Annotated in this window: 10 protein-coding genes; 3 read left to right on the top strand and 7 right to left on the bottom strand. The window is 71.8% G+C overall.

Annotated features, from left to right (window positions below):
* The first annotated feature begins 228 nt into the window (after positions 1–228).
* Entirely contained in the window at positions 229–1368 is a 1140-nt protein-coding gene (locus tag OHU34_RS38705) for an aminoglycoside phosphotransferase family protein (RefSeq protein ID WP_142268785.1), read from the top strand.
* A gap of 243 nt (positions 1369–1611) precedes the next feature.
* Positions 1612–3531 carry an N-acetylmuramoyl-L-alanine amidase gene (locus OHU34_RS38700; protein ID WP_405770878.1) on the top strand — a complete coding sequence of 640 codons (1920 nt, stop codon included), beginning with the start codon at positions 1612–1614 and terminating at the stop codon, positions 3529–3531.
* A 7-nt stretch (positions 3532–3538) separates the two neighbouring features.
* Here OHU34_RS38700 and OHU34_RS38695 read toward each other — a convergent pair whose 3' ends face one another.
* From OHU34_RS38695 to OHU34_RS38670, 6 genes are all read right to left on the bottom strand, one after another.
* Positions 3539–4036 (bottom strand): hypothetical protein, encoded by a 498-nt coding sequence (locus OHU34_RS38695; protein WP_020126127.1) that lies wholly within the window; start codon positions 4034–4036, stop codon positions 3539–3541.
* A 175-nt stretch (positions 4037–4211) separates the two neighbouring features.
* A complete protein-coding gene (locus OHU34_RS38690) occupies positions 4212–4454 on the bottom strand; it encodes a DUF397 domain-containing protein (protein ID WP_020126126.1) in 243 nt (80 codons plus the stop codon).
* Positions 4455–4537: 83 nt separating this feature from the next.
* Entirely contained in the window at positions 4538–5704 is a 1167-nt protein-coding gene (locus OHU34_RS38685; RefSeq protein ID WP_142268787.1) for a thiolase domain-containing protein, read from the bottom strand.
* Positions 5701–6750: a thiolase domain-containing protein gene (locus OHU34_RS38680; protein WP_020126124.1), complete on the bottom strand. Its 1050-nt coding sequence runs from the start codon at positions 6748–6750 to the stop codon at positions 5701–5703. Before OHU34_RS38680 ends, OHU34_RS38685 begins: the two co-directional genes overlap by 4 nt.
* Positions 6747–7688 (bottom strand): Zn-ribbon domain-containing OB-fold protein, encoded by a 942-nt coding sequence (locus OHU34_RS38675; RefSeq protein ID WP_142268788.1) that lies wholly within the window; start codon positions 7686–7688, stop codon positions 6747–6749. The genes OHU34_RS38680 and OHU34_RS38675 overlap by 4 nt, the downstream gene beginning before the upstream one ends.
* Before the next feature lie 132 nt (positions 7689–7820).
* Positions 7821–8621: a crotonase/enoyl-CoA hydratase family protein gene (locus OHU34_RS38670; RefSeq protein WP_142268789.1), complete on the bottom strand. Its 801-nt coding sequence runs from the start codon at positions 8619–8621 to the stop codon at positions 7821–7823.
* Positions 8622–8794: 173 nt separating this feature from the next.
* On the opposite strand from OHU34_RS38670, the gene OHU34_RS38665 reads away from it, so the two are divergent.
* On the top strand, positions 8795–10399 hold the full coding sequence (locus OHU34_RS38665; protein WP_142268790.1) for an acyl-CoA synthetase: 1605 nt from the start codon (positions 8795–8797) through the stop codon (positions 10397–10399).
* 42 nt (positions 10400–10441) lie between these two features.
* Here OHU34_RS38665 and OHU34_RS38660 read toward each other — a convergent pair whose 3' ends face one another.
* The gene (locus OHU34_RS38660; protein WP_230193756.1) at positions 10442–11950 is read right to left on the bottom strand and encodes an alpha/beta fold hydrolase; all 1509 of its coding nucleotides are present in this window, start codon (positions 11948–11950) and stop codon (positions 10442–10444) included.
* Between the last annotated feature and the right edge of the window lie 15 nt (positions 11951–11965).

Raw genomic sequence — 11965 nt, 5'->3', positions numbered from 1 at the left:
AGCCCCCAGGTTCTCGGCTGAGTTGACAGTAGCCCGGTGAAAGTTGCCGGGCGACTATTCGCCAGGGTTCGCCAGGGTTCGCCAGATGGTGTGCCACTGGGCGATGGGTGTCAGGTAGGAAAGCGCCACCCCGACCCGGTCGCCGAGGGACATTCCCCAGGATGTACCCGAAAGGACCGGTCGGGGCAGCGTTCTGACGTCCGGCACACGAAGGGATCTGTTTCTCCCATGTACGCAGCATCGTCCTCCGTGTCCGCCCCGCCCCGGTCGCTGCACACCCGTCCGGGCGGTGGCGGCCCCTACCTCGATCCCGCCGCGCGGTCGGCGGGTCCCGCGCTCGGCGCCGGTCCGGCCCGGCGTCCTGCGGGGCTCGGCACCCAACCGCTCAGCGGGAGACTCGACCTGTCCGGCCCCCAGGGCGCCCAGCTGCGCACGGCGATCGCGTCCGTGCACCGGATCTGCCCGGAGTTCGCGCCGGTCCAGGTGCTGCGCCGCAGCGGACGCTCGGTGCTGCTGGTCGGTACGACCGGCCGCAGCACGGCGGTCGCCAAGTGTTTACTCGACCACTCCCCCGTGTGGGCCGAGCAGATCCGGCACGAAATAGCCGCGTACCGCACGTTCGTCCGGCACCGCCCTCCAGTGCGGGCGCCGAGACTGATCGCGGCGGACCCGGACAACTGCACACTGGTGATCGAGCGGATGCCGGGCCGGGTGGCGGCACTCCAGCGGCACCCCACCGAGGCCCCGCCGCGGGCCGACGTCCGGGCGGCACTCGGCGCGGTCTGCCGGCTCAACGCGTGGCGGCCGCCGGCGGGGACGTTCGACGCCCCGCTGGACTACGCCGCCCGTATCTCCCGCTACCACGAGCTGGGTCTGCTCACCGACCGGGACCTCGGCGACCTCCAGAAGCTGCTGCACGGCATCGCGGCCACCGCGGGCCGGCAGGGCATGGGCCAGTTCTGTCACGGCGACGCCCTCCTGTCGAACATCCTTCTCTCACCGGCCGGTCCAGTGCTGGTGGACTGGGAGCACGCGGGTTGGTACCTGCCGGGCTACGACCTGGCGACACTGTGGTCGGCGCTGGGCGACGCGCCGGTGGCGCGCCGTCAGATCAGCCAGATCGCCCAGTCGGCGGGCCCGGCCTCCCGGGACGCCTTCCTGGTGAACCTGATGCTGGTCCTGACCCGCGAGATCCGTACCTACGAGACGGCCGTGCAGCGTTCGATGCACGACATCACCCCGGCGGCTCCGGGGGGCCATCCGGGTGGCGGGCCGTCCGGCGAGGAACAGCGCCTGCTGCTGCGACGGCTGCACGACGACTGCCAGCTGGCCCGCCGGGCCGTACGCGCGGCGGTCGGCACCCGCTGAGGGGACGGGGTTCGCGGTTGCGCCTGAACGGCGGCGCGCCGCGGGTCCCTGCGGTGCGTTCGCGGTGTCTTGACGAGGTAAATCTCCTGCCTGTGGGCATGATTGACGGGTTGTCGGCAAGCCGGTGACAGATGGCTCATGTCCGGCCCCGCACGCCCCGCCCGCTCGTTCCAGGAGGCCGCATTGCGAAAACCCGTCACTCACCCCGGACCTGGCAGACACGCCCGTAGAGCCGCAGGCGCCATGGCGTCGGCGGCTCTGTTGCTCCCGCTGCTCGGCGCGGCCTCCCCGTCCGAGGCCACCGGTCCCTCGACCTCCCGCGCTGCCGGGGCGGCCGGCCTCCAGCGGGCCTTCGCCGTCGCTGCCGCCGAGTACCACGTGCCGCGGAGCCTGCTGCTGGGCGTCTCCTATCTCCAGTCCCGCTGGGACACGCACGGCGGAGCGCCGAGCGTGACCGGCGGCTACGGACCGATGCATCTCACCGACGCGCGTACGGCGCTCGCCGCGGCACCGCACCACGGCCAGGGCGCGGAGGACTCCCGTGGCGACTCCGCCCGCCCGGCCCGTGTCCCGAAGACGCGGCTCCCGGCCGGCGAGGAGATCCCGGCCCGGCTGCGCACCCTGCCGAGGGCGGCGGAGCTGACCGGCCTGAGCGCGGAGGAGCTGCGCACGGACCCCGCGGCCAACATCGCGGGTGGAGCCGCGCTCCTCGCCGCCGCGCAGCGGAGCCTGGGCGAGCCGCTGAGCGGTGACCCGGCGGACTGGTACGGCGCGGTGGCGCGTTTCTCGGGCGCGGACGACCGCGCGACGGCCGCCGACTACGCCGACGACGTCTTCGACGTGCTCCGCACCGGCGCGGAGCGCAGCACGGACGCCGGTGGGCCGGTCGCCCTGGCCGCCGTGCCGGACCTGGCCCCGCGGACCGCCCAGCTGCGGAAGACGGGCCTGCGCACGGCCTCCACGGCCGGCACCGAGTGCCCGACGACGGTGTCCTGCGAGTGGATCCCGGCGCCGTACGAGCAGTTCGGTGACAACGACTACGGCAACCACGACCTCGGCGACCGGCCCGCCGCGCCGAGCATCAAGTACATCGTCGTGCACGACACCGAGGGCGGCTGGGAGGGGGTACTGAACATGGTCCAGGACCCCACCTATGTGTCCTGGAGCTACACCCTGCGCTCCACCGACGGGCATGTCGCCCAGCATGTGAAGGCCAAGGACGTGGCCTGGCACGCGGGCAACTGGTACGTCAACGCCAAGTCGATCGGCCTGGAGCACGAGGGCTTCCTCGCCCAGCCGGACTCCTGGTACACGGAGGCGATGTACCGGTCGTCGGCGCGTCTGGTGAAGTACCTGGCAGCGCGGTACGGCATCCCGCTGGACCGGCAGCACATCCTGGGCCACGACAACGTGCCGGGGCCGACCACCGCGACCGTCTCCGGGATGCACACCGACCCGGGCCCCTACTGGGACTGGCGGCACTACTTCGAACTGCTGGACCGGCCCTTCGCGGCCACGGCCCGCAGGAGCGGCGGTCTGGTGACGATCCGGCCGGACTACCTCGCCAACCAGCCGGTGTACACGGACTGTGTCACCAAGGGCGCGCCGTGCGCGGCGCACGGCTCCGGCGCCGTGCGGCTGTACTCCGACCACGACGAGAAGTCGGCCCTGATCAAGGACATCGGCCAGGGCTCGGCCCCGACCACGGGCGTGAACGACACCTCCTCGCGGGTGTCCACCGGCCAGCAGTACGCGGTCGCCGACCGGTGGGGTGACTGGACGGCGATCTGGTACCTGGGTCAGAAGGCGTGGTTCCACAACCCGCAGGACCGGCCGACGGCGGTACCCGCGGCGGGCCAGGTGATCACCCCGAAGGACGGCCGCGACAGCGTTCCGGTCTACGGCCGCGCCTACCCCGAGGCGTCGGCCTACCCGGCGGGCGTCCCGGCCCAGGCGGTGTCACCGCTTCCGTACACCCTGCCGAAGGGCCAGAAGTACGTGGTCGGTGACAAGGTGCCGGGCGAGTACTACTACGCGGCCACCTTCGCCACCGGCTCGCACCGGGTGGTGATCGGTGCGGACCAGTACTACGAGATCCAGTACGGCCACCGGGTGGCGTTCGTGCGGGCCGCGGACGTGAAGCTGATGTCGTCCACGTCGTAGCGGCGCCTCAGCCCTGCTGGAACAGCTCCGCCGGGAGCGGTTTCAGCAGGGCGTACAGGTCGTCGGTGATGGGGCGGTCCCAGGCGGCGATGGTCACCAGGACGTTGTCGCTGCGGTCGAACTGCACGCAGGAGATCCGGCCCTCGGAGAGCTTGAGGCGGCGCACGATCAGGAGGTTGTCGCCCTGCATCACCGGCATGTCCTCGGTGCCGACGACGGTCACCTCCTCGTCGTTCTCCAGCGCGAGCAGCAGCTGGGCGACCTCGAAGGGGACCTCGTCCTCCTCCACCTCGCGGGCCGGGGAACCCTCGGGCAGATTCCCGATGATCATCGCGGGGCCGCGGCCGCCGAAGAGGTCGTAGCGCAGGAAGACGCCCTGGCAGCTGCCGTCGGGGGCGGGCAGCAGCCCGGCACCCAGATTGCCGGGCCAGTCGCCCGGATCCATGGCCAGGACGTCGAAGTCGGGCCCGGCGGGAGTGGCGCTGCGGCGGCGGAGGAACGACATGCCGCCATGGTACGTGGACAGCGCCGTCCGGCGACCGCCGGGAGGGACGCGGTCCGTCGTCCCGGGTGCCGTCACTCCCCGGGTGGTGGCGGCCGACGCCTGTCCGCCCGGTTCCCGCGTCGGGTCCTCTCGTCCGGACAGGCTCCCGGTGCCGGCCGTGCGGCCGACACCGGTCTCAGGTCAGGTCGAACTCCCCCTCCCGCGCCCCCGACACGAACGCGCCCCACTCGGCGGGCGTGAAGATCAGGGAAGGGCTCTGGGGACTGCCACTGTTGCGCATCGCGATGAATCCCTCGACGAAGGCGATCTGGACATCCCCCCGCCCCCGGCTGCTGGACTGCCACTCGGCGTTGCTGAGGTCCAGCTCCGGCTTGTCCCAGCCCGTGAGCGGCTGCTGCTGGATGGTGCTCTCGGCCACGTCCGTGCTCCTCCCGGTTCGTCGTCCGCGGGTCAGCCTAGCGATCGGTCCCGGACGCCGACAGAGCACGTGAGGGGGACCTTTCAGGACTCAGGTGGCCGCGCTCCCACGAGCCACATGGAGAAGAACTGCGAGCCGCCGCCGTAGGCGTGCCCGAGAACCCTCCGGGCCCGCTCCACCTGGTGTTCCCCGGCCTGCCCGCGCACCTGGAGCGCCGCCTCCGCGAAGCGGATCATGCCGGAGGCTCCGATGGGGTTGGTGGACAGGACGCCGCCCGACATGTTGACGGGCAGGTCGCCGTCGAGCTCCGTCACCCCGGCCTCGGTCAGTTTCCAGCCCTCGCCCTCGTCGGCGAAGCCGAGGTTCTCCAGCCACATGGGCTCGTACCAGGAGAACGGTACGTACATCTCGGCGGCGTCGATGTCGCGGCGCGGGTCGGTGACGCCGGCCTGCCGGTAGACGTCGGCGGCGCAGTCCCGGCCTGCCCGCGGGGACACGGCGTCCTTGCCCGCGAACAGGGTCGGTTCACTGCGCATCGCGCCGCCGAGCATCCAGGCGGGCGGCCGGGGCGCGCGGGCGGCGCCGGCCCGGTCGGTGAGGATCATCGCGCAGGCGCCGTCGGAGGAGGGGCAGGTCTCCGAGTAGCGGATCGGGTCCCAGAGCATGGGCGAGGCCTGGACCTTCTCCAGCGTGATGTCGTGCTCGTGCAGGTGGGCGTAGGGGTTCTTCAGCGCGTTGCGCCGGTCCTTGTAGGCCACCAGCGAGCCGACGGTGTCCGGGGCGCCGCTGCGCCGCATGTACGCCCGCACGTGGGGCGCGAAGAATCCGCCCGCCCCGGCGAGCAGGGGCTGCTGGAAGGGGATCGGCAGGGACAGTCCCCACATGGCGTTGGACTCGGACTGTTTCTCGAAGGCGAGGGTCAGCACGGTGCCGTGGACGCGGGCCGCGACGAGGCCCGCGGCGACGAGCGCGGTGGACCCGCCGACCGAGCCGGCCGTGTGCACCCGCAGCATCGGCTTGCCGACGGCGCCGAGCGCGTCGGCGAGGTAGAGCTCGGGCATCATGACGCCCTCGAAGAAGTCGGGGGCCTTGCCGATGACGACGGCGTCGACGTCGGCCCACGTCAGCTCGGCGTCGTCGAGGGCGCGGCGGGCGGCCTCGCGGACCAGCCCCGCGATCGACACGTCCCGGCGGGCCGCGACGTGCTTGGTCTGGCCGATCCCGACGACGGCCACGGGCTCCTTGCTCATCGCGGTTCCCCTTCGAGTACGGCGACCAGGTTCTGCTGGAGACACGGGCCGGAGGTGGCGTGGGCGAGGGCGCGGTCGGACTCGCCCCGGTGGATACGGGCGGCGGCCTCGCCGACGCGGATGAGGCCGGCGGCCATCATCGGGTTGGCGGCGAGGGCACCGCCGGACAGGTTCACCCGCACGCTGTCGTCGAGCCGCAGCGCCTTGCGCAGGACCACCTCCTGGGCGCTGAACGGAGCGTGCAGTTCGGCGGTGTCGACGGGCCGTTCGAAGACGCCCGCCCGTTCCGCGGCCAGGCGGGTGGAGGGCGAGTCGGTCAGGTCGCGCACACCGAGCGAGTGCGCCTCGATCCGGTGGTCGATGCCCCTGATCCAGGCGGGCCGGGAGCACAGGTCGCGGGCCCGCTCCCCGGCCGCGAGGATCACGGCGGCGGCGCCGTCGCCGACGGGCGGGCAGTCGCCGGTGCGCAGCGGCCGTACGACATAGTCCCCCTGGGGGACCGCTCCACGGAGCTGAGCACGGGAGTTGAGGGTCGCGACCCGGCGGCTGCGGGTACCGATCGCGGCGAGTTCGCGCTCGTCGGTGTCGCCCGCGTCGATCAGGGCCTGCGCCTGGAGGGCGGCGAGGGCGACGGAGTCGGGCCACAGCGGGGCGACGTAGTACGGGTCGAGCTGGCGGGTGAGCACGTCGCGCAGGGAGCCGGGTGAGGACTTGCCGTAGGAGTAGACGAGCGCGGTGTCGGCGTCGCCGGTGAGCAGCTTGGTCCACGCCTCGTACAGGGCCCAGGCGCCGTCCATCTCGACATGGGACTCCGAGATGGGCGGCCAGGCGCCGACGCCGTCGAGGGCGAGGGTGAAGGAGAAGGCCCGGCCGGCGAGGTAGTCGCTGGAGCCGGAGCAGGTGAAGCCGATGTCGGCGGTCTTCAGGCCGGTCCGGTCCAGGACGCTGTGCAGGACCGGCATGAGCATCTCGACCTCGGAGAGCTCGTCGGTGGTGCGCAGGACGTCGGTCTGCGCGAAGGCCACCACCGCGATGTCCCGGGTCATAGCAGCTCCTTGTAGGCGTCGTAGTCCGCGTCGGGTTCGCCGGTCGGCCGGTAGTGGTCGGGGTAGCGGGCGCCGTCCGTCCACACGGGTTCGACGCGCAGGCCCATGCGCACCTGGTCGTAGGGGATGCCGCCGATGCGGGCGTGCAGGGCGAGGTCGGCGCCGTCGAGGGCGATGTGGGCGTAGACGTAGGGCACCTCGATGTCGAGGTTCTTCGCCTTGATGTTGACGATGCAGAAGGTGGTGACGGTCCCGCGCGGCCCGACCTCGACCTGCTCGGCGGTCGGGACGCCGCAGGTGGGGCAGGCCCCGCGCGGCGGCACGTACACCTTGCGGCAGGACGGGCAGCGCTCCCCGACGGTCCTGCGGTCGGCGAGGGAGTTGATGTAGGCGGTCTGGGCGCGGCCGGGCGAATAGGTGTAGTCGAGCCGGGCGGCTGCGACGATGCCGGCGACCGGGTCCGCGAACTCGCCGTTGCCGCCTGTGAGTTCGGCCGGCTCACCGCCGTACGGTTCGAAGCAGGCGATGTCGGTGATGGCGCCGGTGCGTTCCTCGGCCCAGCGGATCCGGACGCGCATTCCGGTGTGCACGGCGTCGGGGCCGGGGGCGTCGAGGGCGTGCAGGAGGGCGGTGTCGGCGCCGTCGAGCCGGACCAGGGCCCAGGCGAAGGGGGTGGTGAGGGGCTGTCCGCGGCGAGGGGCGTGGTTCCACGCCCAGGTGGTGACCGTGCCGGTGGGGGCGACCTCGACCAGGTCACTCAGGTCGTCGGCGGTGACCGGGTCGTACTCGACGGGCGGCACGAGGGTGCGCCCGTCGGTGGTCGTCACCCCGAGAACGACCCGCTCGCGCAGACCGGTGAGAAAGGCACTCTGGACAGGGCCGAGAGACCGGGTGAACGGAAACTCGACAACCAGCGGCGCTTTGAGAACTTCGGGCATCGGGGCTGCCTCCTCGGGAAGCCGACGTCGGCGGAAGCGCCCCCGAAAAGGGGGGCGCGGGGAACTGCGCGACCAGCACAACGGACCGCAGTACGGCGAACAGCGCGCACCACCCCCTCACCCAGCGGAGCGTCACGCACGCTTGTAGACCGGCGCCCGCTTCTCCGTGAAGGCACGCGCGCCTTCCTTCGCGTCGTCGGTGTCGAACACCGGCCACCCCCGCACGAGTTCGGCGGCGAGGCCGTCGGTCTCGGTCAACTCGGCCGCCTCGTACACGGACGCCTTCACGGCCTCCACGGCAAGTGGCGCGCAGGCGTTGACGCGTTCGGCGATCTCCAGGGCCCTGTCCAGGGCTGTGCCGTCGGGGACGACGTGCCCGATCAGCCCGATGCCGGCGGCCTCGCGGGCGGTGTAGGGCCGGCCGGTGAGCAGCATCTCCAGGGCGTGGGTGCGCGGGATCTGGCGGGGCAGCCGGACCGTCGAGCCGCCGATCGGGAAGAGGCCGCGTTTCACCTCGAAGAGTCCGAAGGTGGCGGACTCGCCCGCGACGCGGATGTCGGTGCCCTGGAGCATCTCGGTGCCGCCCGCCACGCAGTACCCCTCGACGGCGGCGATCACCGGCTTGCGGGGGCGGTGGTGGCGGAGCATCGCCTTCCAGTGCAGATCGGGGTCGGCCTTGAGCCGGTCGCGGTGCTGCTCGCCCTCCATGCCGCGGCCGGCCAGCGCCTTGAGGTCCATGCCGGCGCAGAAGGAGCCGCCCGCGCCGGTGAGGACGATCGAGCGGACCGAGTCGTCCGCGTCGGCCTCGAGCCAACCGTCGTACAGGCCGACGAGCATGGCGATCGAGAGCGCGTTCCTGGCCTCCGGTCTGTCGAGCGTGAGCACGAGTGTGGCGCCTTCGCGGCGCACGGTGAGGTGTTCGGTGCCGCCCATCGCAGGTCTCCCCTCGGAAAGAACGAGAACAGGTTGCAGGAGGCGTGATGGCAGTTCAAGGGTTTTCTGACAGTCAGTCAGATTTATTGGCGCGAGCCCTTCCCACTTGCCGCCCCCTTTGCTCAGATGACCGACGAACCGTCAAAGAACCAGGCCCCCGGTCAGGAGGAGCGGTGGAGTACAACCTTGCCGACCTGTTCGAGTCGGTCGTCGACGTGGCGGCGGACCGCGAGGCCCTCGTGTACGTCGACCACCCCGGCACGGGGGCGGAACGCCGTCTGACGTACGCGGAGCTGGACGCCGCGGCCAACCGCGTCGGGCACCACCTCCTCGACAGCGGGATCCGCCCCGGCGAGCACCTCGGCCTGCATCTGTACAACGGCGTCGAGTACCTCCAGACGGTGCTCGGCTGCCTCAAGGCGCGGATCGTGCCGGTCAACGTCAACTACCGCTATGTGGAAGAGGAGTTGGTCTACCTCTACCGGGACGCGGACCTGGTGGCACTCGTCTTCGACGCGGAGTTCACGGACCGGGTGGCGGCGGCGCTGCCGCAGACGCCGGCGCTGCGGCACCTGATACGGGTGGGGCCGTCGGGCGAGGGCATCACCTCCTTCGCGGACGCCGAGGCGGGCGGCTCTCCCGAGCGCGGCTTCCCGGCCCGTTCGGGCGACGACCAGTTCATCATCTACACCGGTGGCACGACCGGCCTGCCCAAGGGGGTGATGTGGCGTCAGGAGGACCTGTTCTTCTCGGGGCTGGGCGGTGGCTCACCCACCGGTGAGCCGGTGAAGAAGCCGGAGGAGATCGCCGAGCGGGTCGCGGCCGGCGGTACGGGGATCACCTTCTTCCCCACCCCGCCGCTGATGCACGGCACCTCCACCCTCACCGCCTTCATCGGCTTCAACTTCGGTCAACGTGTGGTGATCCACCGCAAGTTCGTGCCCGAGGAGGTACTGAGGACGATCGAGCGGGAGAAGGTCACCAGCATCTCCCTGGTGGGCGACGCGATGCTGCGGCCGTTGATCGACGCGCTCGAAGGGCCCCTGAGGGGCACGGACTGCTCGTCGGTGTTCAGCGTGTCGTCGTCCGGCGCGATCATGTCGGACACGGTCCGCCGCCAGTTCCGGGCGCTGATGCCGAACGCGATGCTGCTGAACAACTTCGGCTCCTCGGAGTCCGGGTTCAACGGCACGGCGACGGACGACTCGGGGCCCGAACGCGGCTTCCGGGTCCGCGTCAACTCCCGTACGCGGGTGGTCGATCCGGCCACCCACGAGCCGGTCGCCGCGGGCGAGGTCGGACGGGTCGCCCAGTGCGGCCATGTGCCGCTCGGCTACTACAACGACCCCGCGAAGACGGCCGAGACCTTCTTCCGCAAGGACGGCGAACGCTGGGTGCTGCTCGGCGACATGGCGACCGTCGACGAGGAGGGCGTGGTCGTGGTCCTCGGGCGCGGGTCGCAGTGCATCAACACCGGGGGCGAGAAGGTGTACCCCGAGGAGGTCGAGCAGGCGCTGAAGTCCCATCCGGACGTGTACGACGCGCTGGTGGCCGGGGTGCCGGACCCGACCTGGGGCAACCATGTGGCGGCGGTCGTACAGGTGCGCGACGGCGCGGCGCGGCCCTCGCTGGAGGACATCCAGCGTCATTGCCGCTCCCGGCTCGCCGGCTACAAGATCCCGCGTCAGCTGGTGGTCACGGAGGTCATCCGCCGCTCGCCGAGCGGCAAGGCGGACTACCGGTGGGCGCGCGAGGTGGCGGTCACCGAGGACCGCTGACCCGGCCGGGCGTCGGCCGCGGGGGGTGTCAGCCGCGGAGCGTCAGCCCCAGGGCGTGACCGTCAGCCGGATGCTCGCCTCCTCCCCCAGGATCGGCGCCGCCGTCCCGGGGAGGGGGATGTGGGCCAGCCAGACGCCGCTGCGGGGATCTTCGTCGCCGCACGGCGTACCGGTGGGCCGGTGTTCCCAGATGGCGCCGGGAAGGTCCGAGTTCCAGACGGCCCAGACACCGGGGCCCGGCTCGGCGGATCCGACGTCGACGACGAGGATGTCGGCGAAGTCCGCGGTCTGTTCGAGGTGGTCGGTGAAGCGCAGGATCCCGTCCCGCTCCCGCAGCGACAGGATCCGCAGGTGCAGCGCGTAACGCAGTGTGGGGGTCTCCGGGGGCCGGGGCGCCTTGCTGTTGAGGAAGGTCGTCGCCAGCGGGACGGGCTCGGCGGCCGTGCCGTCGCCGTGCGGCTCCGGCAGCTGGATCGGGCACCAGTGGGCGGCCAGCTGTTCGTGCATCACGCTGGGCAGCCCGCGCACGGCCAGCCGCACCTCGGCCTGCCAGCTGGTGCCGCGGCTCTCCCGGGGCAGCCGCAGGCCGACCAGTTCGGCCTGGACCCGCAGGTCGCCGAAGAGGAAGCGCTGGAGGTTCTGGTAGCCCTCCTCGGAGTTGACGAGTCCGTAGCGTCCGCTGTGACTGCGGTGGACGAACGCCCGGTGCGCGTGGGGCACCTGCGCGTTGTCGATCTGCACCAGCCCGTCGCTGCGAGCGCCGACGGCACGCGCGGACAGCCCGTGGGCGACGTCGTAGTCGGTGGGATCCGTGCCCACCAGGCAGAAGACCCGGTGCGGCGGGAATCCGCCCTCGGGGATCTCCCGCGGGTCCCAGTTCCGCGGCGGGCCGCCGTCCTCCCGCAGGGAGTCGGGCGTGAGGTACTCGTACATGCGCCGGGGGGCGAAGACGTCGGCGCCGCTGATGCCGGTGGCGCCCATCAGCCGTTCGACGAGACCGAACCCGACGTCGAAGGCGATGCCCCCGTGCGGTGTGCCGTAGGTGAAGAACCTGTCCACGTGGTCGGCCGGGTCCTCACCGAGCTCGGGGAGGATCTTCTGGATCAGACAGCGGCAGACGAGGCCGCCCATGGAGTGGGCCACGAGGTGGACCCGCGGCGCGCCGCTCTTCTCCTTGAGCCTCCTGACGAGGCGGAGCAGGTCCTCGGCCGCGTCCTCCAGGCGGAACTTCCTGGGGCTCGTGCCCCAGGTGCTCGCCGAGACGTCGTAGAAGCGGTGGATCCAGATGCTGTCGGACGGGATCTCGTCGTGCGTGTCCAGGTAGGTCTCCTGGCCGCCCTGCACCAGGATCCGGTACCCCTCGTCGAGGTGCAGTCGCAGCAACGGGCTCTCGAACTGGTGGAACGCGGGTTTGTCGTCCGGTCCGACGCGCACATGCGTCGATCCCTCGTTGAAGCCGTAGAAAGGGTCCTGGACGGCACTGTTGATTCCCGAGGTGTCGCCCGCGAATCCCCTCACGTACACGATGGGGAGCTTCGGCTGGTCGGGCATGGCCCACTCCGCGGC

The sequence above is a fragment of the Streptomyces sp. NBC_00080 genome, assembly GCF_045041255.1.
Classification (GTDB): domain Bacteria; phylum Actinomycetota; class Actinomycetes; order Streptomycetales; family Streptomycetaceae; genus Streptomyces; species Streptomyces coriariae.
This window is presented reverse-complemented; position numbering and strand designations above follow the sequence as displayed.

Coding starts and splice junctions, on each gene's coding strand:
- OHU34_RS38685 (WP_142268787.1), bottom strand. CDS start 5,704: ATGAGCAAGGAGCCCGTGGCCGTCGTCGGGATCGGCCAGACCAAGCAC.
- OHU34_RS38695 (WP_020126127.1), bottom strand. CDS start 4,036: ATGTCGTTCCTCCGCCGCCGCAGCGCCACTCCCGCCGGGCCCGACTTC.
- OHU34_RS38670 (WP_142268789.1), bottom strand. CDS start 8,621: ATGGGCGGCACCGAACACCTCACCGTGCGCCGCGAAGGCGCCACACTC.
- OHU34_RS38660 (WP_230193756.1), bottom strand. CDS start 11,950: ATGCCCGACCAGCCGAAGCTCCCCATCGTGTACGTGAGGGGATTCGCG.
- OHU34_RS38705 (WP_142268785.1), top strand. CDS start 229: ATGTACGCAGCATCGTCCTCCGTGTCCGCCCCGCCCCGGTCGCTGCAC.
- OHU34_RS38680 (WP_020126124.1), bottom strand. CDS start 6,750: ATGACCCGGGACATCGCGGTGGTGGCCTTCGCGCAGACCGACGTCCTG.
- OHU34_RS38675 (WP_142268788.1), bottom strand. CDS start 7,688: ATGCCCGAAGTTCTCAAAGCGCCGCTGGTTGTCGAGTTTCCGTTCACC.
- OHU34_RS38700 (WP_405770878.1), top strand. CDS start 1,612: ATGGCGTCGGCGGCTCTGTTGCTCCCGCTGCTCGGCGCGGCCTCCCCG.